Origin of the sequence: Amycolatopsis lexingtonensis (genome assembly GCF_014873755.1) — a bacterium.
Lineage (GTDB): Bacteria > Actinomycetota > Actinomycetes > Mycobacteriales > Pseudonocardiaceae > Amycolatopsis > Amycolatopsis lexingtonensis.
The window spans coordinates 2,666,126-2,690,559 of the sequence record NZ_JADBEG010000001.1 but is presented as its reverse complement, the minus strand read 5'-3'; the positions used below and the strand labels follow the sequence as shown (position 1 = coordinate 2,690,559).

General features: G+C 70.6%; 17 protein-coding genes. 13 read left to right on the top strand and 4 right to left on the bottom strand.

Annotated elements, in window-relative coordinates:
- Positions 1-44: 44 nt before the first annotated feature.
- The gene (locus H4696_RS12360) at positions 45-1,022 is read right to left on the bottom strand and encodes an esterase-like activity of phytase family protein (protein WP_338064942.1); all 978 of its coding nucleotides are present in this window, start codon (positions 1,020-1,022) and stop codon (positions 45-47) included.
- Positions 1,023-1,159: 137 nt separating this feature from the next.
- Positions 1,160-1,597: a hypothetical protein gene (locus H4696_RS12355; RefSeq protein ID WP_086862831.1), complete on the bottom strand. Its 438-nt coding sequence runs from the start codon at positions 1,595-1,597 to the stop codon at positions 1,160-1,162.
- 206 nt (positions 1,598-1,803) lie between these two features.
- Here H4696_RS12355 and H4696_RS12350 point away from each other — a divergent pair, with 206 nt between their 5' ends.
- The 3 genes from H4696_RS12350 (at position 1,804) to H4696_RS12340 (ending at position 7,246) form a co-directional block, all read left to right on the top strand.
- Positions 1,804-3,750, top strand: coding sequence for a potassium transporter Kup (locus H4696_RS12350; protein ID WP_249027110.1), 1,947 nt, complete (start codon positions 1,804-1,806; stop codon positions 3,748-3,750).
- Positions 3,751-3,919: 169 nt separating this feature from the next.
- Positions 3,920-6,277 carry an ABC transporter permease subunit gene (locus tag H4696_RS51505; protein ID WP_420831497.1) on the top strand — a complete coding sequence of 786 codons (2,358 nt, stop codon included), beginning with the start codon at positions 3,920-3,922 and terminating at the stop codon, positions 6,275-6,277.
- 9 nt (positions 6,278-6,286) lie between these two features.
- On the top strand, positions 6,287-7,246 hold the full coding sequence (locus tag H4696_RS12340; RefSeq protein ID WP_086862834.1) for a glycine betaine ABC transporter substrate-binding protein: 960 nt from the start codon (positions 6,287-6,289) through the stop codon (positions 7,244-7,246).
- Between the two features lie 19 nt (positions 7,247-7,265).
- On the opposite strand, the gene H4696_RS12335 is transcribed toward H4696_RS12340, so the two are convergent.
- Both H4696_RS12335 and H4696_RS12330 read right to left on the bottom strand, forming a co-directional pair.
- The gene (locus H4696_RS12335) at positions 7,266-9,467 is read right to left on the bottom strand and encodes a hypothetical protein (RefSeq protein ID WP_192782267.1); all 2,202 of its coding nucleotides are present in this window, start codon (positions 9,465-9,467) and stop codon (positions 7,266-7,268) included.
- 69 nt (positions 9,468-9,536) lie between these two features.
- Positions 9,537-9,686, bottom strand: a complete 150-nt coding sequence (locus tag H4696_RS12330; RefSeq protein ID WP_192782266.1) for a hypothetical protein — start codon at positions 9,684-9,686, stop codon at positions 9,537-9,539.
- Positions 9,687-9,998: 312 nt separating this feature from the next.
- Between H4696_RS12330 and H4696_RS12325 the strand changes: the two genes are divergently transcribed.
- The 10 genes from H4696_RS12325 (at position 9,999) to H4696_RS12280 (ending at position 24,412) form a co-directional block, all read left to right on the top strand.
- A complete protein-coding gene (locus H4696_RS12325) occupies positions 9,999-11,171 on the top strand; it encodes an ROK family transcriptional regulator (RefSeq protein ID WP_169735084.1) in 1,173 nt (390 codons plus the stop codon).
- Between the two features lie 437 nt (positions 11,172-11,608).
- The gene (locus H4696_RS12320; RefSeq protein WP_086862837.1) at positions 11,609-12,793 is read left to right on the top strand and encodes an ROK family protein; all 1,185 of its coding nucleotides are present in this window, start codon (positions 11,609-11,611) and stop codon (positions 12,791-12,793) included.
- A complete protein-coding gene (locus H4696_RS12315) occupies positions 12,790-14,289 on the top strand; it encodes a sugar ABC transporter ATP-binding protein (protein WP_192782265.1) in 1,500 nt (499 codons plus the stop codon). The genes H4696_RS12320 and H4696_RS12315 overlap by 4 nt, the downstream gene beginning before the upstream one ends.
- Positions 14,286-15,287: an ABC transporter permease gene (locus H4696_RS12310; protein ID WP_086857670.1), complete on the top strand. Its 1,002-nt coding sequence runs from the start codon at positions 14,286-14,288 to the stop codon at positions 15,285-15,287. The genes H4696_RS12315 and H4696_RS12310 overlap by 4 nt, the downstream gene beginning before the upstream one ends.
- 21 nt (positions 15,288-15,308) lie before the next feature.
- On the top strand, positions 15,309-16,364 hold the full coding sequence (locus H4696_RS12305; RefSeq protein ID WP_169734889.1) for a substrate-binding domain-containing protein: 1,056 nt from the start codon (positions 15,309-15,311) through the stop codon (positions 16,362-16,364).
- Between the two features lie 79 nt (positions 16,365-16,443).
- A complete protein-coding gene (locus H4696_RS12300) occupies positions 16,444-17,592 on the top strand; it encodes a Gfo/Idh/MocA family protein (RefSeq protein ID WP_086857672.1) in 1,149 nt (382 codons plus the stop codon).
- A complete protein-coding gene (locus H4696_RS12295; protein ID WP_086857673.1) occupies positions 17,589-18,593 on the top strand; it encodes a sugar phosphate isomerase/epimerase family protein in 1,005 nt (334 codons plus the stop codon). The genes H4696_RS12300 and H4696_RS12295 overlap by 4 nt, the downstream gene beginning before the upstream one ends.
- Positions 18,594-18,602: 9 nt before the next feature.
- The gene (locus H4696_RS12290) at positions 18,603-19,457 is read left to right on the top strand and encodes a TIM barrel protein (protein ID WP_086857674.1); all 855 of its coding nucleotides are present in this window, start codon (positions 18,603-18,605) and stop codon (positions 19,455-19,457) included.
- Positions 19,458-19,475: 18 nt separating this feature from the next.
- The gene (locus tag H4696_RS12285; RefSeq protein WP_169734890.1) at positions 19,476-20,453 is read left to right on the top strand and encodes a multicopper oxidase domain-containing protein; all 978 of its coding nucleotides are present in this window, start codon (positions 19,476-19,478) and stop codon (positions 20,451-20,453) included.
- Positions 20,454-20,548: 95 nt separating this feature from the next.
- Positions 20,549-24,412 carry a ThuA domain-containing protein gene (locus tag H4696_RS12280; protein WP_420831559.1) on the top strand — a complete coding sequence of 1,288 codons (3,864 nt, stop codon included), beginning with the start codon at positions 20,549-20,551 and terminating at the stop codon, positions 24,410-24,412.
- Positions 24,413-24,434 lie beyond the last annotated feature (22 nt).

Genomic DNA, 24,434 nt, shown 5'->3' with positions numbered 1-24,434 from the left:
CCGGGAGGACGAGCTTTCAAGCACTGATTCAATCAGTGATTGAATCAGCAGGCCAGTGTCCCGGACCGCAGCGCGTGGCCGCCGTCGTTGCCGTCATCGGCCCACACGACCGCCTTGCGACCGGACGAGCACGCCGGGGCGATCGCGAAGCCTTCGTTGTTGTAGTTCGGCATCTTCGACGGCCGCGCGTAGGTCGCCGAGACGGTGAACTTGCCGCCGGTGAGCTTCAGCGTCGCCGTCTTGCCGGAGCACGTGTCGTCGCAGACCGTCCAGAGGCGGCCGGTGCCCGGCTCGAACTCCAGCTCCATGACCTTCGGGAACCCGGACGAAATGGTCGCCACCTTGGTGAACCCGCCGCCGGACTGGTCGAGCGCGTAGGCGTAGACCTTGCCGGTGTCCTCGAGCCCGACGAAGTAGAGGCCGGTGCCGTGCCCGGCGTACGCGGCCGGGTCGTACGGCGCCTTCGTGCGCTCGTCGAGGAAGCCGCCCGCGGTCAGGAACGCGTCCGGGATCCACGTGATGCCTTCGAAACCGCCGTTGTCGCCGACCGCGGGCAGGTCGTCGGTGAGGTCCCACTCGGCGGTCGCGTCGAGCGACTTCGCGGCGGACGTCGTGTCGAACCGCAGCACCTTCAGCAGGCTGCCGTCCCCATCGTTGTCGCGCTCGGTCGCGGCGAAGACGCCGTCGGGGGTGGCCACCACGCCTTCGGCGTCCGGGTCGCCATTGCCGCCGCGGTAGTGCAGGGCCTTCCCGGACGACCAGCCGTCGTCCGGGCTCCACGTGCTGCCGGTGCGGACGAGGCGGTACAGCGTGCCGGGGCCGTTCTTGACCGCCCACAGCACGTCGGCGCCCGCGAAGGAGAGCCCGCTGAGGTTTTCGCCGAACACGCCGGCGGCATCGGCGACCGCGACGGCCGGATCTCCGGGCCACGTCGCGGTCGCGGCCTGCGCGGTGCCGGCCGGGGCGGCGAGCATCGCCGCGAAGAGGATTACGGGTGCCGTGAACCGGCGTGAGACGCGCACGTGTGCTCCTAAGGCCATCGGGCTCGGGCGAAACAACGCGGCGTTGCCAAGGGATCCTCGGCACCGCGGACTCTACCGACTTGATCGACTGGCGGCAACCGTCGGTGTCCGGGCGTGCTCTCGCCGTAGCCGGGAACCTAGCGCGCCGGCTTGGTTTCGCAGCGCACCACCGGCGCCGCTTCGGTCCCGGACGCGACGCAGTCGAGGCCGCGGCCGGGGCCCGGAACGGGGTAGCTGAACACGATCGGCCCGTCGCGCTCGCTGCCGACGGAGAACCTGACGACGGTCGGGACCCGGGTTCCGTTGCCGTGCAACGTCTTCGAGTAGTACGTGGTGCGCGGCCCGATGGCGGTGCTCGTTCCCTCGCCGTCGTCGTCCAGCTCGTGCACGTTCAGCACGTAGTCCCCGGTGGTGTACTTGCCCTCGTTTTCGTGCCCCGCCTCGGCCGGGGTCGCGCTGAAGACCTCCGGCGCGACGGGATCGGCGGCGGAGGCCAGCACGGTCGCCCCGATGGCGGCCGCCGCGGCGACGGCGGCGACCCCGGCCACCGCGACGCGCTTGGCGGTGAACTCCATGGCCGCCAAGCTAGGGGAGCGCGCGGGCGGCCACCTCGGCCGAAGGGACAGCGGGCCTCGTTCTTTCGGCCGATGCCCGTGGGCCGGCGTCAAGATTTCCCCAAGATCGCCCGGGCCGACGCCGCTTGCGTGCGCGGGCGGCCGGGTCCGGCCACAATGGACCGGCAGGGTCCGCTCCGGCGCGACCACGGCTGGAGGGGGAGCACGTGCGGCACGAAACGACCACGGCGCAGGAGCCGTCGGGTACGACGTCGTCCGTGCGCGACACCGTACGGCTCGGGCTCGTCGTCGGGGCGCTCGGCGTGGTGTTCGGCGACATCGGCACCAGCCCGATCTACACCCTGCAGACGGTCTTCAACCCGGCCGACCCGCACCCGGTCCCGGTCAGCACGGAGAACGTCTACGGCGTCGTCTCGCTGATCTTCTGGTCGGTGACCGTCATCGTCACCGTCACCTACGTCCTGCTGGCCATGCGCGCCGACAACGACGGCGAGGGCGGCATCATGGCGCTCATCACGTTGCTGCGGCGGGGAATGGCGAAACGCGGGAAGCGGGCCGCGGTGGTGCTGGCCGGGATGGGGATCTTCGGCGCGGCGCTGTTCTTCGGCGACAGCATGATCACCCCGGCGATGTCGGTGCTCTCGGCGATCGAGGGCCTCAAGGTCGTCGACCCGTCCTTCGAAGGCTGGATCGTGCCGATCACCGCGGTCATCGTGGTGGTGCTGTTCCTCGTGCAGCGGCGCGGCACGGCGGCGGTCGGGCGGGTGTTCGGGCCGGTGATGATCGCCTGGTTCGCGGTGATCGGCGCGGTCGGGATCACCGGCATCGCCGGGCACCCGGAAATCCTCAAGGCGCTCTCGCCGACGTACGCGCTGGGGTTCATGGCCGGTCATTTCGGCATCGCGTTCTTCGCGCTCGCCGCCGTGGTCCTGGCGGTCACCGGCGCCGAAGCGCTGTACGCCGACATGGGTCACTTCGGCCGCAAGGCGATCACCCGCGGCTGGCTGCTGCTGGTCTTCCCGGCCTGCGTGCTCAGCTACTTCGGGCAGGGCGCGCTGATCCTGGCGGATCCGGCCAACACCGCCAGCCCGTTCTTCCTGCTCCTGCCCGGCTGGGCCCGGCTGCCGATGGTGCTGCTGGCCACGGCCGCCACCGTGATCGCGTCCCAGGCGGTGATCACCGGGGCGTACTCGGTGGCGTCGCAGGCCGCGCAGCTCGGTTACCTGCCGCGGCTGCGGATCGCGCACACGTCGGAGACCGAGCGCGGGCAGATCTACGTGCCGTGGGTGAACTGGCTGCTGCTGGTCTCGGTGCTCACGCTGATCTTCGCGTTCCGCAGCTCGGCCGCGCTGGCGTTCGCGTTCGGCATGGCGGTGACCGGGACGATCACCATCACGACGCTGCTGTTCTGCTACGTGGCCCGCGCGAAGTGGGGCACCCCGCGCTGGGTCATCGGCGCCGGCGGGAGCCTGCTGCTGCTCGTCGACCTGCTGTTCGTCGGCGCCAACCTGACCAAGCTCGTGCACGGCGCGTGGCTGCCGCTGCTGATCGGCCTGACGGCGTTCACCGTGATGATCACCTGGCAGCGCGGGCGCGAGATCGTCACCGCCGAGCGCGAACGCCGGGAGGGCTCGCTGCCGGAGTTCATCGAGCAGCTGCGCGACCGCGAGACCCCGACGCGGCGCGTCCCGGGCACGGCGGTGTTCCTCAACCGCGGCGGCCGGACGGCCCCGCTGGCTCTGCGCGCGAACGCCGAGCACAACCACGTGCGCCACGAGCACGTGGTGATCGTGTCGCTGGAGACCGAGCCGGTCCCGCGGGTGCCGGTCGAGGAGCGGGTGACGGTCGCCGGCCTCGGGCACCGCGACGACGAGATCGTCTTCGTGACCGCGCGCTACGGCTACATGGAGACGCCGGACGTGCCCAGCGCGCTGGCGCGGCTCGACCCGAGGCAGACCGAGGGACGGCTGGACCTCGACGGAGCGTCGTACTTCCTGTCGAAGATCGAGCTGCGGCGCGGCCCGGAACCGACGATGGCGGTGTGGCGGAAACGCCTGTTCATCGCCACTTCGTACCTCACCGCGGACGCCGCCGAGTACTTCGGCCTGCCCCGGGACCGCACGGTGATCATCGGCTCGCACATCGACGTTTAGGGGTTCCGGGCGGTGGACAGGACACCCGTCGGCGTGCTGGGCTGGACCCCGGCCGCCCGGGGACGCGGCCGGTGAATCACCGACCGCGACGTCGAGGAGCGAAGCCCTGAGCTGGTGGGAGTACCTCCGCGAGAACTGGATCGACGTCGTCAACGACGCCATCCTGCACGTGGACCTCACCCTCGCGGCGGTCGCGCTGGCGGTGCTGATCGGCACCACGATCGGCGTGCTCACCTACCGGCGGCGCTGGCTCGGCTCGCTCGCCACCACGACCACCGCGGCCTTCCTGACCATCCCGTCGATCGCGCTGCTCGGCATCCTGATCGGGCCGTTCGGGCTCGGGCTGACGAACGTCCTGTTCGCGCTGGTGCTCTACGCGCTGCTGCCGATCACGCGCAACACGATCGTCGGGCTGCGCGGGGTCGATCCGGCCGTCGTCGACGCCGCGCACGGGATGGGGCTCGGCCGGGTGCGGGTGCTGTGGCGGGTGCGGCTGCCGCTGGCGTGGCCGGTGATCCTGTCCGGCATCCGGGTGTCGACGCAGATCACCATCGGGATCGCGGCCATCGGCGCCTACGTCAAGGGACCCGGTCTCGGCAACGAGATCTTCGACGGGCTCGGCCGGTTCGGCTCGGTCAACTCCCTCAACCAGGTGCTGACCGGGACGGTCGGGATCATGGTGCTGGCCCTGCTGTTCGACCTGGCCTACGTGGTCGTCGGCAAGCTGACGGCGTGGCGGCGCCCGCGCACCCGGCTCGAAGGGGCACCGGGGGAGCCGACCGGCACCGGCGGCGAGACGATCGAGCTGCGCGAAGTCAGCAAGCTCTACCCCGGCCACGCGGTGCCCGCCGTCGACGGCCTTTCGCTGCGGATCCCGGCGGGCGAGATCGTCGTGCTGACCGGCCCGTCGGGCTGTGGCAAGACGACGACCATGCGGATGATCAACCGGCTCGTCGAGCCCACCTCGGGCGTCGTCACCCTCGGCGGCACCGACGTGTCGGAGCTCGACCTCGACGAGCACCGGCGCCACACCGGGTACGTCATCCAGCAGGTCGGGCTCTTCCCGCACCTGCGGGTGGACGCCAACATCGGCGTGGTGCCGCGGGTGCTCGGCTGGACGCGGCACCGCATCGCCGGGCGCGTGCGCGAGCTGCTCGACGTCGTCGGGCTGACCCGCGAGCACGGCCTCCGCTACCCGCGTGAGCTCTCCGGCGGCCAGCAGCAGCGCGTCGGCGTGGCGCGGGCGATGGCGGCGGACCCGCCGGTCCTGCTGATGGACGAGCCGTTCGGTTCCACGGACCCGATCACGCGCGCCCGGCTGCAGGACGAGCTGCTGCGGCTGCAGCGGCAGGTGCGCAAGACGATCGTGTTCGTCACGCACGACTTCGACGAGGCCCTCAAGCTCGGCGACCGGATCGCGGTGCTGCGGCCGCGGTCGGTGCTCGCGCAGTACGACACGCCCCAGGCGATCCTGGCCGCGCCGGCCGACGACTACGTGTCGTCGTTCGTGGGCTCGCAGCGGAACCTGAAGCGGCTGGGGCTGATCCCGGTGGCGGACGTGCCACTCGGGCCGGCGGACGGCGGGCTGCCGTCGATCGACGCCACGGCGACGCTGCGGGACGCGCTGGACACGATGGTCCGCACCGGCAGCACCGCGGTTTCGGTGACGGACAACGGTCACGCGCGGGGTGTCTGCGACGTCGCACGCCTGGTGGCGGCGCTCGAACCCGCCGTCGAGCCGCCACCACCGGCGGTCGCTTCGGCGCCGGCGCCGTCTTCTCCGGCGTCGAAACGGCCACGGCGGCGCCGGCTCGGGCTGCTGGTGCGCCCGGTCCTGCTCGCCCTCGCGCTGCTGGCGCTGTTCCTGATCGTGCGCGCGCACGACATCGACTCGATCGAGCAGCGCTACCTCAACGCGGACGAGATCTTCGCCGAACTCGGCGCGCACCTGCGGCTGACGCTGATCTCCACGGTGTGCACCATCGCGATCGCGCTCCCGCTGGGCATCCTGCTCACCCGCGCCGGGGCCCGGTGGGCCCGGCCGATCGGGCTCGGGCTGGGCAACCTCGGCCAGGCGATCCCGTCGATCGGGCTCGTCGTCCTGCTCGCGCTGTGGATCGGCACGGGCACCACGACGGCGGTGACGGCGCTGGTCGTCTACGCCACGTTGCCGGTGCTGCGCAACACGATCGTCGGCCTCGACGGCGTCGACCCGACGCTCGTGGACGCCGCGCGGGGCATGGGCATGACGAAGACGGCGATCCTGTGGCGGATCGAACTCCCGTTGGCGGTCCCGGTGATCCTCGCCGGGATCCGGACGGCGCTGGTGCTCACCGTCGCGAGCGCGACGCTGGCGACGTTCATCGACGGCGGTGGTCTCGGCGGCGGGCTCGTCGCCGGGATCGGGCTGTACCGCCCGGTGCTGAGCCTGACCTTCGGCATCGTCGTCGCCGCGCTGGCGCTCTTCGCCGACTGGCTGGGCCTGCTCGCCGAGGAAGTCCTGCACCCGCGCGGAACCCAACCCTAGGAGGACACCATGCGACGCACGGTCGCCGCCGTTTCCGCACTCGTCGCGCTGCTCGCCGCCGGGTGCACGATCGGCAAGGACCAGTCCGGCGCCCAGGTGGGCGAGGGATCCATCAAGAAGATCGACGCGCTGAGCGGGGCGCAGATCCGGGTCAGCTCCAAGGAGTTCGACGAACAGCTGCTGCTGGGCCAGATCGCCGCCGTCGCGCTCCAGGCGGCCGGGGCGAGCCCGCAGGACAAGACCAACATCACCGGCTCGAGCAACGTCCGCCAGGCGCTCACCAGCGGCGCGGTCGACCTGTACTGGGAGTACACCGGAACCGCCTGGATCAGCTACCTCAAGCAGACCAAGCCGATCGCCGACCCGCAGGCGCAGTACGACGCGGTCAAGCAGGCCGACGCCGCCAACAACGTGACCTGGTGGGCCCGCTCACCGGCCAACGACACCTACGCACTGGCCGGCAACCCGGCGGCGATCGCCCGCACCGGCGTCAAGACGCTCTCGGACTACGCGGCACTGGCCAAGCGCGACCCGGCGGCGGCGTCGACGTGCATCGGCCCGGAGTTCAAGAGCCGCGACGACGGCTTCCCGGGCCTGGAGAAGACCTACGGGTTCGACCTGCCCGCCCCGCAGGAGCACCTGCTCAACGACGCGGTCATCTACCCGACGGTCGGCAAGGGCGACACCTGCGGTTTCGGCGAGGTCGCGTCGACGGACGGCCGCGTGGCGGGGCAGAAGCTCGTGGTGCTCGAAGACGACAAGCACTTCTTCCCGACGTACAACCCGGCCATCTCGATCGCGTCCGGGGTGGCGCGGAAGTACCCGCAGCTGGAGCAGGTGTTCACGCCGATCGCGGCGAAGCTGGACACGGCGACGTTGACGGAGCTGAACAAGAAGGTGAGCGTGGACGGTCAGAAGCCGGCGGAGGTGGCGCGGGACTGGCTGAAGTCGGCGGGCTTCATCAGCTGAGTTCCGGTGAACGGGCGTCTCACCTGCCCAGGAGGTACTGAATCTTTTCCCGGCCCTTGGCCGAGATCGCTGCGCCGTTCAGCAATCCTTCCAGCAGGATTCGGCCGCGTTTGGGATCGATCTCGAAGGCCCGGAACGCGGCGTCCAGCCGGACGCTCTCCCCGGCGTGGGGGTCACTCGCAATGACGGCGAGTGCCCCCACCACCGCCGGTCCGGGGAGGCTGAGCGCCGCGTCGATCCGGACCTTGCCCGGCGTCGCCCGCTTGACCAGCTTTTCCAGGGCCCGCCGCCCGCTCGTCCGGTCGATCTCGAACAGCGCCTTGGCCGCTTTCAGCCGCAGGGCGTCGGGACGCCCTTTCTGTGCCAGGCTCAGCAAGGTGTCCTTCCCGTGCGGGCCTGCTTCCAGGGCCGCGCTGAGCCGGAATTCGGGCTTTTCGTTGGTCCGGTCGGCCACCCTGCCCATCAGTCGCGGGCCCTCGGGGTGATGCATGGCGATGACCTTGCGCGCGGCATTCCTCGCGCTTTCGCCGTCGGCCGTGTCGACGATCGCGGCGTAGAGACCGATGATGACGGCCGTCTCCAAAGAGGGGCCGACGAACTCCGCGGCGCGCACCCGGAGCGGCCCCGCCACCAGCTTGTTCTTCACCAGTTCCACTATTTCGCCGGTGGCCTGCCGTGGGTCGATCTTGTAGGCCCGTTGCAGCACGGCGAACCGGCCCGCGTCGGTGGGCGGTCCTGATCCCGCGATCGTCACCAGCAACTGGGCACTGGTCTCGGGATGGCTCTCCTTGAGCGCTTCGGCCGCGTCGGCGCGGTCCGCCCACACGACGCCCGGGGCTTTCGCCAGGGCGATCACCGCGTCGATCGGCCCGCCGTGCTCGGTCACGATCCGCGTAGCGGCCCGGAGCCGGACCTGGAAGGTCGCGAACCCGCTTTCGGAGAGCCGGTGCAACGCGGGCACGGCTTGCGCCGGGTCGATTTCACCGATCAGGAGAACCGCCCGGTACCGCGCTTCACTGTCCGCTCGCCCGTCTTCCCGCTCGGCCGACCTGGCCGCGATCCGCAGCGCCGCCGCGCGGTCGAACGGCCGGATCAGTTCGGCGAGCCGCAACGGCGTTTCCTCGTTCGCTGTGGTCTCCGCGAGCCGTTCGGCGGCCGTGATCGCGGTCTCCGGCGCTACTCTCAGCAGTTCGCCGATCGCTCTCGAGCAGGCGTCGTCGGACAGGTCACGTCCGGCCGTGACGAGGTCGCTCAGCAGGTCGGGGCGGCGCAGGGCGATCGCCGCGTCCACCCGCAGATCGCCCATGTCGTCGGTGCCGGTGAGCTGCAGCAACGCCACTTCGCCTTCGGCCGCGTCCAGCTCGCCGATGAGGATCGCCGTGTCGAACCGGTCCTGAGCCGCGCCGGTCGGGTTCCTCGCGAGGATCTTCAGTGCCTGCACGCCCCGCGCCCGGTCGTAGCCGATCAGCGCGACCACGGCGTGATAGCGGCGGCGTGAACTGGCGGTCGGCGCGGCGAACGAAACCATCGCGTCGAGCTCGTCAGCGGCGACGGCAGCATCGATCGATTGCAGGTGCGCGAGTGACGCGGTCCAGCGCTCGTCGTCCAGCTCGTCGTCGTGTACCGCTTCGCGCAGAACATCGATCGTCAGTTGCCGGAGATCGCTTCCCGGCAGCAGGTCCCGGCGGAGCAGATCGACGACGAACCGGATGTTGGGCTCGCGGTGCCGCTTGTGCAGGAGGTTCCCGAGCCGTCGTTCGACCGCGGATCTCGCGGGTTTCCACCAGAGCGCGGCCAGGAAGGCCTGCACTCCGGCATCGGGCCAAGGCCAGTTCTTCCGCGGGACGAAGTACTTCAACGTCGACGGTGCCATCACCCGGGGGCCACGCGGGTGACGGCGGAACACGCGGCAGGCGGCCAGGTAGTCCCTGAGCTCCGGGCTCGCGAACCTCAAGCGCCCGTTCTCGGCTGCGAAGGCACCGCTGCTCACCAGAAGCTCGGTGAGGGCTTCTCGCCGGTCCACTGGTTCGCTGGGCCATCGGAGACGGGGCGAGGCCAACGCGACATCGAGTACTTCCGCGTCGCCGCGGCACCGGTGGGCGATCTCCTCCAGGAACACTCGCCCGTCGTCCGGCAGGTGTTCCGTCCGATTCAGCGACCGCTCCGCCGACCGGACGATTTCGTCAAGCTCGTCGATTTCCCCACGCGGCCCGTCCATCACACGTCGGCATGCTAGTTCAGCGATCAACGCCGGCACAGGTCAAAGACTGGACAGCAACTGCCAGACGGATCAGAAGGCGTAGCGCACCCGGAGGTAGGGCGCGTGGACCGCGACGAGGTCGAGCAGCTCGTCCAGCAGCGCCCGCTTCTGCCCCGCGCGGTAACGGACGTCGATCCACCGCCCTCGCTGCGCTTCGTCTCCTGCAAGTCGGGGCGCCACAGGACCGGCTCGGCCTTCGGGTGCCACAGCTCGCGGTCGTGCGTCAGCAGCTCGGCCAGTCCTCGAGCCAACCCGGGTAGACGTCGGGGCTGAGGTTGACGTACTTCGTGGCGAACGACGCCTTCGCGGTGGGCTGCCCGGCGAACAGCTCGATCAGGTCGGCTGTCGATCTCCACGCGGGTCGCGTCCGGGAAGCGGTCGAGCACCTGACGGCCGCGGCCGGGGCGTCCGTCCACTCGGGACGTGGCGAGGTTCGCGGTCCGACGCAGTACGCTGAGGCGAATGAGCGCGGTATCCGGCACGGAGCACTCGATGGTCGAAACCCGGCACCAGACGCGGTTGCTCACCCTGCTGCGGGACGAGGGCCCGATGTCGCGGGTCGAACTGGGGGAGCGGCTCGAGCTGCCGCGGGCGCGGGTGGGGGCCGAGGTGGCCCGGCTCGCGGAGGTCGGGCTCGTCGAGGCCGCGGGGCCGTCGGCCAGCCGGGGTGGGCGGCGCTCGACGCTGGTGCGGCTGTCCGGTGAGCTGCGGGTGCTCGCCGTCGACGTCGGTGCCACGTCGGTCGGGGTGGCGGTCACCGACGCCTCATGCGAGGTGCTCGCGCACGCCGTCGAGGACTGCGACGTGCGGCAGGGGCCGCACCCCGTGCTGCGGCGGGTCGCCGCGCTCGCGGACAAGGTGCGCGAGGAGGCGCCCGGACGGCTCATCGCCGCCGGCATTGGGTTGCCGGGGCCGGTCAGCTTCGCCGAGGGCATGGCCGTCGCGCCGCCGATCATGCCCGGGTGGGACCGGTTCAACGTGCGGGACCACCTCGGCGGGCTGTGGGGCTGCCCGGTCGCGGTGGACAACGACGTCAACGCGATGGCGCTCGGCGAGCGGCACGCGGGGGTCGCGCGCTCGACCGACGACCTGATGTTCGTCAAGATCGGCACCGGGATCGGCTGCGGCATCGTGCTCGGCGGCAAGGTGTACCGCGGGGTCGCGGGTACGGCGGGCGACATCGGGCACATCCGGCTCGACGACTTCGGCCCGACCTGCGCGTGCGGCGAGGTCGGCTGCCTGGAGGCCTACTTCGGCGGCGCCGCGCTGGCCCGCGACGGCCTGGCGCTGGCCCGCAGCGGCCGCTCGGCGCACCTGGCCGAGGTGGCCGCGGACGGCGGCGCGGTCACCGCCCGCGACGTCGGCCGCGCGGCGGCGGCGGGCGACTTCGGCGCGGTCAACCTCATCCGCGACGGCGGCCGCCGGCTCGGCCAGGTCATCGCCTCGCTGGTCTGCTTCATCAACCCGGGCATGGTCGTGATCGGCGGCGGGGTGGCCCAGCTCGGGCACCAGCTGCTGGCGGAGGTCCGCAGCGCGGTGTACCGGCGCTCGCTGCCGCTGGCGACGGGCAACCTGCCGATCGTGCTGTCCGAGCTGGGCGAGACGGCGGGGGTCATCGGGGCCGCGTGGTCGGCGACGGACCGGGCCTTCACGCTGAGCAGCTGACCGGCGCTGGGCGGGTCCGGCGGAGTCGCCGCAGCGGTCGAGGTCTTGAATGAGTCATTCAGGGCGCTGGGCGTCTTGAATGACTCATTCAAGACGTTCGAGCTGGCCGGTGCCGAGCGGTCCGGCTCGCGGTCGGTCGCTGAGCCGGAGGTCCGGCGGAGTCGGCGTGGCGCGCCGGTGTCGCCTCGAGGTCGCGAATTAGTCATTCGCGACGCTCGCAGTCTCACGGTCGGTCGCCGAGCAACCCCGGGTAGTAACGTCAAGATCGCACACACTTTTGCACTCCGCGATCGAAAGTCTGTCCGGTTTCGCACGTCTATCCGGGTGAAAACCGGGCATAAAGCGACTCCCTCACCTTGACGAGTGATGCGCGCCACCCTACTTTCGCTGCCTGAGCGACAAAGTCCGTTCAGCAGGCAGCGCAAGTTGGGGGCACCGTGGCCGTCACCGGGACGAGGCGAGCCGATTCGGCGAGCCCGCGGACCGCGAACCTGGCCGCCGTCCTGCGGGCGCTGCGGGGCGGGCCGCTCTCGCGTACGCAGCTGGCCGCCCGGTGCGGGATCGCGAAGTCGGCGGTGCCTGGCCTGCTCACCGACCTCGCCGGGCGCGGGCTGGTGCGGCCCGCCGGGGTGCTTCCCGGCAACGGGCGCCCGAGCCGGCTCGTCGAGCTGCACGGCGAAGGCGCGTACGCGCTCGCCTTGAGCATCGAAGCCGACCGGTTGTCGGCCGTGGTCACCGATCTGGCCGGGCGGGTGCTCGCGGAGCGGGCCGAGACCGTCGACGTCGCCGCGCTCGGGCTGCTGAGAGGCATGGACGAGCTCGCCCACCTGGCCCGTCAGGTGCTGCCCGGCGCCCCGGTCGGGGTCGCGATTTCGGTGCCGGGGCTGGTCGACTCGGCCGCCGCCGTGCTGCGGCTCGCGCCGGCGTTGCGCTGGCGGGACGCCGAGATCGCCGGGCTGATGGCCGCGCGGCTGAACCTCCCGGCCGAGGCCGTCGCCGTCGACAACGACGCCAACCTCGGGGCGCTCGCCGAATCCGTCGACGGTGCCGAAGACCTGTTCTACCTCAGCGGCGGGACGACCGTCGGCGGCGGGCTCGTCTCCGCCGGCGCGATCCTGCGGGGCGCGCGCGGGTTCGCGGGCGAGGTCGGGCACATCGCCGTCGACCCGGTCGGCGAACGGTGCGCTTGCGGCCGGACCGGCTGCCTGGAGACGAAGGCGAACCTGGCCGCGGTCCTGCGGGCCGCGGCGCCACCGGGCGATCCGCTGCACGATCCCGCGCTCGGCGTCGAAGGGCGGGTCGGCCTGCTCGCCGAGCGCGTCCGGCGAGGCGACCAGCGCGCGGTCACGGCGGTGCACGAACTCGGTGTCGCGCTCGGCGTCGCACTGTCCACTGTGGTCGATGTGCTCGACCCGGACGTCGTCGTGCTGGGCGGCTACTTCGCCGAGCTGGGCGAGTGGCTCGTCGAGCCGGTCCGCGTCGAGCTGGCCGCCCGGCCGCTCGGGCACGCCCGGGTCGTGCCGTCCCGGCTCGGCCTGAAGGCTCCGCTGCGGGGCGCCGCGCACCTGGCCGCCGAGCGGCTGTTCGAGAACCCGACGCTCGTCGAGGAGGCCTCGGTATGACCCTGCTGTCCGTCCGCGGGATCGTGAAGACCTTCCCCGGCGTCCGCGCGCTGGACGGCGTCGACCTCGACGTCGAGCCGGGCGAGGTGCACTGCCTGCTCGGCCAGAACGGCGCGGGCAAGTCGACGCTCATCAAGGTCCTCGCCGGCGCGCACCAGCCTGACACCGGCGAGATCACCTGGCAGGGCGAACCCGTCACGCTCGGCACGCCGGTCGACGCCCTGCGCCTGGGCATCGCCACCATGTACCAGGAACTCGACCTCGTGCCCGGGCTTTCGGTGGCGGACAACATCTTCCTCGGCCACGAACGCGCCCGCTTCGGCTTCACGCGCATCTCGCAGGCCCGCGACGAGGCCGCCCGCCTGATGGCCCGGCTCGGCCACCCCGACATCCGCCCGTCGACCGAAGTCGGCAAGCTCTCCGCCGCCGGGCAGCAGCTCGTCTCGATGGCCCGTGCGCTGGCCCACGACGCCCGCCTGCTCGTGATGGACGAACCGACCGCCGCGCTCGCCGGTGAAGAGGTCGACAATCTCTTCCGCATCGTCGGCGAACTGACCGCGGACGGCGTCGCGGTCGTCTACATCTCCCACCGGCTCGAGGAGCTGCGCCGGATCGGGCACCGGGTGACCGTGCTCAAGGACGGCCGGACCGTCGGCACCGGACTCGACGCCCGCGCGACGCCGACCGCCGACCTGGTCGCGCTGATGGCCGGGCGCAAGGTGGAGACGGTCTTCGGGCCGCGGCACGACGGCCACGCCCGGCCGGAGACGGCCCTCGAGGTCGCGCACCTCTCCCGGCACGGCGAGTTCGAGGACGTCAGCTTCACCGTCCACGCGGGCGAAGTCGTCGGCATCGCCGGGCTGGTCGGCTCCGGCCGCAGCGAGCTGCTCGAGACGATCTTCGGCGCGCGCAAGGCCGACCGCGGCACCGTCACCGTGCAGGGGAAACCCCTGAGCACCGGCAACGTCCGGGCCGCCGTCAAGGCCGGGATCGGGCTCGCGCCCGAGGAACGCAAGAGCCAGGGCCTGCTGCTGGACCTCCCGGTGGTGCACAACGTGACCCTGGCCAGCCTCGGCCGCTACGCGAAGCTCGGCTTCACCGAGCGCGCCAAGGAACTGGACGACGCCGGCGCGAGCCTGCGCCAGCTCGACCTGCGGCCCGCCGACCCACGCCGGATCGTCCGCACGCTGTCCGGCGGCAACCAGCAGAAGGCCGTGCTCGCGCGGTGGCTGGTCCGCGGGTGCCGGGTGCTGCTGCTCGACGAACCCACGCGCGGCGTCGACGTCGGCGCCCGCGCCGAGCTGTACCGGCTGATCGACGAGCTGGCCGCGACCGGCGTCGCGATCGTGCTGGTGTCCAGCGAAATCCCCGAGGTGCTCGGGCTGTCCGACCGGGTGCTGGTGCTGCGCGAGGGCCGGGTCCTCGCCGACCGGCGCTCCTCCGGGCTGACCGAGGCCGAAGTGCTCGACGTGATTCTCGAGGGGAGCGCGGCATGACCGAAACCCAAGCACCGCCACAGGAAGCGCTTCCCGCGCCACGGCGCCGGAAGTTCGCCTTCTCGGCGGATCCGCGGTTGCTCGGCCTGGCCGGCGTGCTCGTGGTGCTCTGCCTGGTGGGCCAGTTCTCTCGGCCCGAACTGTTCTTCACCGAAAGCAACATCTCGACGATCCTGCGGCTGGCCGCGGCGATCGGCGTGGTCAGCGTCGGGATGACGTTCGTGATCATCAGCGGCGGCATCGACCTGTCCGTCGGCTCGATGGTCGGCCTGGCCGGCGTCTGGCTGACGACGCTGGCAACACAGTCGTACGGGCCGTTCGTGATGGTGGTCTGCGGCCTCGCGGTCGGCCTCGGCTGCGGGCTGATCAACGGTGTGCTCGTCGCCTACGGCAAGGTCGTGCCGTTCATCGCGACGCTCGCGATGTACGTCTCGGCACGCGGGCTCGCCGAGCGGATCAGCGGCCGGCGCACGCAGGTCGTCGCCGACCAGGACTTCCTCGCGTTCTTCCGCGGCGGCTTTCTCGGCATCCCGACGCTGATCTGGCTGTTCGCGCTGGTCTTCGCGGTCGGCTGGGTCGTGCTCAACCGCACCACCTTCGGCCGCCGGACGTACGCGGTCGGCGGCAACGCCGAGGCGTCGCGGCTGGCCGGGATCAACGTCAAGCGCCACCTCGCGCTCGTCTACGGCGTGGCCGGGCTGTGCTGCGGGATCGCCGCGCTGATGGTCGTCGCGCGGACCACGGCGGGCGCGTCGACCAACGGCATGTTCTACGAGCTCGACGCGATCGCGGCGGTGGTCATCGGTGGCACGCTGCTGACCGGCGGCCGCGGCTCCCTCATCGGCACGCTCATCGGCGTGCTGATCTTCACGGTGCTGTCGAACATCTTCACGCTGAACAACCTGGACACCGACATCCAGAACATCGCCAAGGGCGTGATCATCGTGCTCGCCGTGCTCTTGCAGTTCCGGGCCAGGAAAGCCAGGACCGGTCCGTAGTCACCACCGATGGAGGTCCGCATGACCGAACAACCCTTCCTCGGCCGCCGGGGATTCCTGCTGGGTGGGGCCGCCGTCGGCGCCGGCGCGCTGCTGGCCGGCTGCACGTCGAACACGCCCGCGAACTCGGAGTCGAACGCGCCGGTCGCCAACGCGGGCAACAACGCCCAGCCGGGCAAGCCGGTCACCATCGGCTTCTCCGCCCCGGCCGCCGACCACGGCTGGATCGCGGCGATCACCAAGAACGCCAAGGCGCAGGCGCAGAAGTTCAGCGAGGTGAAGTTCAACGCCACCGAGGGCACCAACGACGTCAACCAGCAGATCTCCCAGGTGGAGACGCTGATCAACGCCAAGGTCGACGTGCTGGTGATCCTGCCCTTCGACGGCAAGGCGCTGACCTCGGTCGGCCAGCAGGCGATGGACGCCGGCATCCCGGTGATCAACCTCGACCGCATCTTCGACACGCCGCTGGCGTACCGGACGTGGATCGGCGGCGACAACTACCGGATGGGCGTCAACGCGGGCAACTACATCGCCGCGGAGCTCAAGAAGAAGAACGTCGCGAACCCGATCATCGGCGAGGTCGCCGGCATCGACTCGCTGCCGCTGACCCAGGAACGCAGCAAGGGCTTCAAGGACGCGCTGGGACGCGCCGGGTTCAGCGTGGGCCCGCGGGTGTCGGCGCAGTTCACGTCGGAGTCGGGGGAGCAGCAGACCGCGAACCTGCTCCAGGGCGCGCCGAAGCTGGACGCGCTGTGGAACCACGACGACGACCAGGGCATCGGGGTCAACGCGGCGATCGACACCGCGGGCCGCAAGGAGTTCATCATGGTCGGCGGGGCCGGCTCGAAGAACATGATGAACCTGATCAAGGCCGACTCGTCGCCGATCAAGGCGACCGTGCTCTACAGCCCCTCGATGGCCTCGACGGCGGTGGCGCTCGCCCGCTTGCTCGCGCAGGCCAAGGGGATCGGCGACCTGGCCGAGCACGACATCCCGGCCGACATCACGACGTACTCGGCGGTGGTCACGAAGGAGAACGTCGACCAGTACCTCGACGTCGGCTTCGATTCCTGAGCCGGCCGAAGTCCGTGAATGCCACATTCACGGACGTTAGGTCTCTCAATGTGGCATTCACGGACTTCCAAGGAGGGGTATGAGCCCGGCACGGGAAACGATCGGGATCGGGATGGTGGGCCACGCGTTCATGGGTGCGGTGCATTCGCACGCCTGGCGCAGCGTCCACCGGTTCTTCGATCCGCCGCTGGTGCCGCGACTCGCCGTTCTCGGCGGCCGGGACGAGGCCCGGACCAGGGCCGCCGCGGAGAAGTTCGGCTGGGACGACGTCGAGACCGATTGGCGGAAGCTCGTCGCCCGGGACGACGTCGGCCTGGTCGACGTCTGCACGCCGGGGGACAGCCACGCGGAGATCGCGATCGCCGCGCTGGAGGCCGGGAAGCACGTGCTGTGCGAGAAACCCCTCGCCAACTCGGTCGCCGAAGCCGAAGCGATGGCGGAGGCGGCGCGGAAGGCCCGTGAACGCGGGGTGCGGGCGATGGTGGCGTTCAACTACCGCCGGGTGCCCGCGCTCGCGCACGCCAGGAAACTGGTCGAGAGCGGGGCGCTCGGCGAAATCCGGCATGTGCGATCGGTGTACTTGCAGGACTGGCTGTCCGATCCCCAGGCGCCGATGACCTGGCGGCTCCGCAAGGAATCCGCCGGTTCGGGTGCGCTCGGCGACCTGGGCGCGCACATCATCGACGCCGCCCAGTTCGTCACCGGCGATGTGATCACCGGCGTCTCGGCGCTGACGAACACCTTCGTGAAGCAGCGTCCGTCCGAAGACGGCGGGACGGACGACGTGACGGTCGACGACACTGCGTTGTTCCTGGCGCGGCTGGCCGGGGGAGCGGTGGCGACCTTCGAGGCGACGCGGTTCGCGCTCGGCCGCAAGAACGCGATGCGGCTGGAGATCAACGGCTCGAAGGCGAGTCTCGCGTTCGACTTCGAGTCGATGAACGAACTGCAGTGGTACGAGGGCAGCGGGACCGAAGCCGGGTTCCGCCGCATCCTCGTCACCGAGCCCGAGCACCCTTACGTCGGCGCGTGGTGGCCGCCGGGGCACCTGCTCGGCTACGAGCACACGTTCACGCACGAGGTCTCCGACTTCCTGGACGCCATCGGCGCGGGCACCGACCCCGCGCCGAGCTTCGACGACGGCCTGCGCGTCCAGCGGGTCCTGCACGCCGTCTGGCAAAGCGCGGCCACGGAGGCCACCTGGACCGCGGTGGAGGAGGGGAAATGAGCCGACCCGTCACGTTGTTCACCGGCCAGTGGGCCGATCTGCCGTTCACCGAGGTCTGCAAGCTCGCCGCGGACTGGGGTTACGACGGCCTGGAAATCGCTTGCTCGGGCGACCACTTCGAGGTCGACCGCGCACTGTCCGAAGAGGACTACGTGCCGGGGCGGCTGGCGCTGCTCGCCGAGCACGGCCTCAAGGTGTGGGCGATTTCGAACCACCTCGTCGGGCAGGCCGTCTGCGACGACCCGATCGACGCCCGGCACCGCGCGATCCTCCCGTCCCGCATCTGGGGCGACGGCGAACCGGAGGGCGTCCGGCAGCGGGCGGCGGCCGAAATGGCCGACACCGCGCGGGCGGCGGCGAAGCTCGGCGTCGACACCGTCATCGGCTTCACCGGGTCGAAGATCTGGAAGTACGTGGCGATGTTTCCGCCGGTCACGCGCGATGACATCGATGACGGTTACGCGGACTTCGCGCGGCGCTGGCACCCGATCCTCGACGTCTTCGACGAGGTCGGCGTCCGGTTCGCGCACGAGGTCCACCCGTCGGAGATCGCCTACGACTACTGGACGACCAAGCGCGCGCTCGAAGCCGTGGACCACCGGCCGGCGTTCGGGCTGAACTGGGACCCGTCGCACTTCGTCTGGCAGGACCTCGACCCGGTCGGGTTCATCCTCGACTTCGCCGACCGGATCTACCACGTCGACTGCAAGGACACCCGCAAGCGCTTCGACGGCCGGAACGGGCGGCTCGGCTCGCACCTGGCCTGGGCGGATCCGCGGCGGGGCTGGGACTTCGTGTCCGTCGGCCACGGCGACGTCCCGTGGGAGGACTGCTTCCGGGCCCTGAACTCGATCGGCTACACCGGCCCGATCTCGGTGGAGTGGGAAGACGCCGGGATGGACCGGCTCCGTGGCGCGGCGGAGGCGGTGAAGTACCTGCGCGAGCACCTGTTCGACCAGCCGTCGGCGGCTTTCGACGCGGCTTTCAGCAACCAGAGATGAGGGAGTTCCATGTGCGGTCATGAAGCTGAGCAGCACTCCCGACGGACGTTCCTGAACGTGGCGACAGCGGCCCTCACGGTGGGCGCGGCGGCCATCGCGTTGCCCGGTACCGCGAGCGCGTCGGCGGCCCGGCAGCGGATCCCGCTCGACAAGATCAGCATCCAGCTCTACTCCCTGCGTTCCCTGCTCCAGAACGATCCCGAAGGCACGCTTTCCGCGCTGGCAGACATCGGCTACCGCAAGGTCGAGCTGGCCGGGACGTACGGCCGCAGCGCCACCGAGTTCCGCGCCATCCTCGACCGGTGCCACCTCGAGGCCTCCTCGACGCACGTCGGCATCGACGGCGACCTGAACCAGGCCATCGCCGATGCCAAGGTCCTCGGCAACCGCTCCGTCGTCGTGCCATACGCGAATTTCGGCACCATCGCCGAGTGGGAGGCCTTCGCGGGCCGCATGAACACCGCCGCGGTCGCTTTCAAGAAGGCCGGGCTGAAGCTCGGCTACCACAACCACGACCACGAGTTCGCCCCGATCGGCGGCGTCGTGCCCTACGACGTGCTCACCGCGAAGACGGACACGCGGCTCGTGCACCTGGAAATCGATCTGTTCTGGGCGGTGAACGGCGGCGCGGACCCGGTCGAGCTGTTCCGCCGCAACTACCCGCGAGTGAGGCAGTACCACGTCAAGGACCGGACCGCGGACGGGCAGATGGTCGATCCCGGCGCGGGTGTCATCAACTTCCCGCGCATCTTCGCCGCGTCCTGCCACAACATCGCGGAGTACATCGTCGAGCACGACCAGCCCGCCGATCCGCTCAACACGGCGAAGGTCGGCTTCGAATACCTCCGCACCGTGCGGTTCTGAGACCCCGGGGGAATCCACATGCGAGTGTCACGTCGGTCGATGCTGGCCGGAACCGCCGCGGGCGTCCTCGCGCCCGCGGTCGGGATGGCCGATTCGGCCTTCGCGGCGGGCTTGAACCGCCAGATCACCATCTACGCCGAAGCCCTGCCCGGCGGCCTCTACGGCTATGGCCTCGAACCGGGCAAGGCCACCATCCCCGGGCCGCTGCTGGAGATCTACGAGGGCGACACCCTCGAGATCGAACTGGTCAACCGGACCGACCAGCGGCTGTCGATCCACCCGCACGGCGTCAACTACGACACCGGGTCCGACGGCGCCCCGCTCAACGCGTCGTTCAACAAGCCCGGCGAGACGCGGACCTACACCTGGAAGACGCGGGCCCGCTACGACGCCGGCGGCGGGTTCTGGATGCCGGGCAACGCCGGCTACTGGCACTACCACGACCACGCGATGGGCACCGACCACGGCACCGCCGGGCTCGCGCGCGGGCTCTACGGCGGCCTGATCGTGCGCAAGCGCGGCGACCTGCTGCCGAGCAAGCAGTACACGGTCGTGTTCAACGAGATGATGATCAACCACAAGATGGCCCCCGACACGCCGATCCTCGAGGCCCGCCTCGGCGAGCGCGTCGAATGGGTCTGCATCGGGTACGGCAGCCTGCCGCACACGTTCCACCTGCACGCGCACCGCTGGGCCGACACCCGCACCGGGATGCTCAGCAGCGCCGCTGACAACGCTGCCATCGTCGACAACAAGAACCTCGACCCCGGCAGCTCGTTCGGCTTCCAGGTGATCGCCGGCGAGGGCGTCGGGCCGGGGGCGTGGATGTACCACTGCCACGTCCAGACCCACTCCGACGGCGGGATGGTGGGCCTGTTCCTGGTCCGCAACGCCGACGGCAGCCTCCCCGAGGGAGCGCAGGAAGCGATCGACCGGTTCAAGCTGCATGACCATTCCGGGCACGACATGAGCCCGGATGGACGGACGCACGCATGAGGACGGGAGCTATGGGAAAACGGTGGTTCGGAAGGCGCGGGGCGCTCGTGCTCGCCATCGGCTCGGTCCTGGCGGCCGGGGCCCCGCTGATCACGATGCCGGTGGCGCAGGCCGCGCCCGCCGCGGTGAACGTGCCCGTCAACGTGCTGGTCTTCCACGGCACGCCGGCGGATCAGAAGGACCCCGTGCTGCGCGCGGCCGACGCGATCGCGCGGCTGGGCACGGACAACGGCATCACCGTGACGGCGTCCTCGGACCCCGCCGTGTTCAGCACCGCGAACCTCGCGAAGTACCGCGGGGTCGTCTACCTGTCCGCGCAGGGCGTGACGCTCAGCCGTGAACAGGAAGGCGCGCTGCAGGCGTACATGAAGGCGGGTGGCGGGTTCCTCGGCATCTCCGACGCCGCCCGCGCGCAGGACTCGTCCCAGTGGTTCACGGGCTTGATCGGCGCGCGGCCGATCGGCGCGCGGCCCACGCCCGAGGCGGTCGCGGCGGTGACGGCGAGCGGGGAGAACCCGCCGAACGAGACCAAGGAAAAGCTCGCCGACAACAACGAGAACACCAAGTGGCTGACGTTCGCCACCACCGGCTGGGCGGCCTACAAGATGGCGGCGCCGGTCGCGGTCAGCAGCTACTCGCTGGTGTCGGCGAACGACTTCCCGGGCCGGAACCCGAAGAACTGGACCCTGCAGGGCTCCGCCGACGGGACCACGTGGACCGACCTGGACACGCGGGCGAACGAGGTGTTCACCGATCCGTTCCAGACCCGGACGTTCACCTTCGCCAACACCACGGCGTACGCGAACTACCGGCTGAACATCACCGCGAACGCCGGGGAACCGATCATCCAGCTCGCCGACCTGAAGCTGTTCAAGGACACCTCGACCACCCCGCCGCCGCCCGAACCGGCGCCGCAGCAGGCCGTGATCGACGTCCTCGACGCGCAGCACCCGGCCACTCAGGGGCTGCCGCAGAACTGGACGCGCACCGACCGCTGGCTCAACTGGGAGACCAACCCGGTCGGCACCGTCCACACCGTCGCGCAGGTCGAGGAGAAGGGCTACAACCCCGGGGTCGGCGCGAACGGCGCGTTCCACCCGATCTCGTGGTGCCGCGACTACGACGGCGGCCGCTCCTTCTACACCGGCATGGGCCGCACCGAAGGGTCCTACGGCGAAGACCAGTTCCGGAAGCACCTGCTCGGCGCGTTGCGCTGGACGACCGGGATGGTGCGCGGTGACTGCCAGGCCGGGATCGCCGCGAACTACAAGGTCGAGCGGCTGACCGGCCAGAACGCGGCCGGGCAGCTCGACCAGATCGGCGAGCCGCACGGGCTGACCATCGCCCCCGACGGCAAGGTGTTCTACATCGGCAAGGCGGCCTGCCCGACCGGGCCGGTCGTCAGCTGGGACGACCCGAACGTCGGCCTCGGCTGCGGCACGATCCACCAGTGGGACCCGGTCACCAAGAAGCCGAAGCTGCTCACGACGTTGCGCGTGATGGGCAACCGCGGCAGCGGTGACGAGCTGGTGAAGAACGAGGAGGGCCTGCTCGGGCTGACGCTGGACCCGAAGTTCAGCGAGAACGGCTGGATGTACGCCTACTGGATGCCGCACGAGTCGATCGACCGCGACAAGCGGATCGGCAAGCGCACGGTCTCGCGGTTCACCTACAACCTGACCGCGCAGACCCTCGACCAGGCCACCCGCAAGGACCTGCTGTCCTGGGACGTCCAGATCCACAGCTGCTGCCACGCCGGCGGCGGCATGGCGTTCGACAAGGACGGCAACCTCTACATCGGGTCCGGGGACAACAACTCCTCGGGCGGCTCGAACGGCTACTCGGGCAACAACTGGACGCTCGACTACAAGGGCATCTCGTTCCAGGACGCGCGCCGCACGGCGGGCAACACCAACGACCTGGGCGGCAAGATCCTGCGCATCCACCCGGAGGCGAACGGGACGTACACGATCCCGCAGGGCAACCTCTTCCCGAACGGGCCGGCGGACAAGACGCGCCCGGAGATCTACGTGATGGGCGTCCGCAACATCTCGCGCCTGCAGATCGACCCGGTGCACAACTGGATGACCGCGGGCTGGGTCGGTCCGGACGCGTCCTCGCCGAGCCCCGAACTCGGGCCGGCGAAGTACGAGACGGCGACGATCATCACCGAGGCGGGCAACCACGGCTGGCCGTACTGCATGGGCAACCGGCAGCCCTACCGCGACCGCAGCAGCACGAACGCGGCGGAGCTGACCGGCTGGTACGACTGCGACAACCCGGTGAACACCTCGCCGCGCAACACCGGCCTGGTGAACCTGCCGCCGATCAAGGACAACATGATCTGGTACTCGCCGGACGGCGGCGGGCCGGTCTTCCCGAAGCGGCCGGGCTCGTCCATCCCGACGTACGTCGCGGCGGACGCCACCTACACCGAGCCGTACCTGCGGGGCGGCGGCCAGGCGATCATGTCCGGGCCGACCTACCACCGTTCGCTGGTCAACCCGAACAGCGGCGTCGCATGGCCGGCGTACTGGGACAACAAGTGGTTCATCGGCGACGAGGCCAACGCCCAGAACCGGGTCGCGGTGACCGTCGACCCGGCGGGCGTGCCGACGCACCAGCCGCCGGTGTTCGCCGAGACGTTCCGGCAGATCATCCCGGGCGGCGCCGGTGACACCCGGGTGCAGAGCTGGATGGACGCCAAGTTCGGGCCGGACGGCGCGCTGTACGTCCTGGACTACGGCAACGGGTTCTTCTCCCTGGACGCCAACCAGAAGCTGCTGAAGATCAGCTACACGGGCGGCGCGCCGACCCCGGCGCCGGCGGCGTCGTCGACGATGGTGCAGAACAAGGCGCTGACGGCGGCGTTCACCGGGTCGAAGTCCGGCGGTGTGTCCTACCGCTGGGAGTTCGGCGACGGCTCGGTGTCCACCCAGGCCGACCCGCGGCACACCTACCCGCGGACCGGGATCTTCACCGCCAAGCTGACCGTGACCTACGCGAACGGCGAAGCGGTGACCACCCGGACCTCGGTGAACGTCGGCTGCCTGGTGGCCGACCCGAGCCCGGTGGTGACCTTGGGCGACAGCATCACGAAGGTGGTCAACCGCAACGCCGGCGGTGGCTGCACGGTCGACGACTTCATCGACGACGAAGGCACGTGGAGCACGCACGCGGCGTTCGTCAACCACGTCGACCAGGCCACGCAGACGCTGTCCGACCTCGGGGTGCTGAACGACGCCGAGGTGGCCGAGTTGAACGCGGCCGCGGCGGCGTCGCCGATCGGAACCGCCGGCACCACCGGTTACGAGGCGCTGTTCGACGGCACGGCCGCGTCGCTGCGAGCGTGGGAACAAGCGCCTTCGGGTCAGTTCTCGTTGCAACCCGACGGGTCGATCCGCTCGGCCGGCGGGCTGGGCATGCTGTGGTACGCCCAGCGGCAGTTCGGCGACTTCTCGGTGAAGGTGCAGTTCAAGGACATCGCACCGGATCCGAACCGCGCCAACAGCGGCGTGTTCGTCCGGTTCCCGGATCCGCGGACACCGCTGGCCCAGCGGCCGCCGGGCAGCTGCGGCACGGTCGGGTCGGCGCGGGACTCGCAGGCGTGGGTCGCGATCTACTGCGGTCACGAGATCCAGATCTACGACGGCGACTCCGGTGAGCCGCAGAAGACCGGGTCGGTCTACAACTTCGACCCGCGCCCGCTCGACCAGGCGGGTGCCCGGCCGAAGGGCACGTGGAACGAGTACGAGATCAAGGTCGTCGGGCAGCACTACACGATGATCCGCAACGGCGTGGTGATCAACGAGTTCGACAACACGCCGGGCCAGCAGTCGTCGCGCGCGGGTGACCCGCCGACCGACCTGCGGCAGTTCGTCAGCGGGTTCATCGGGCTGCAGAACCACAGCGACAACGACCTGATCGAGTTCCGCAACATCCGGGTGCGGCAGCTGTAGCGCGATGGGGGCCGGGCTCGCC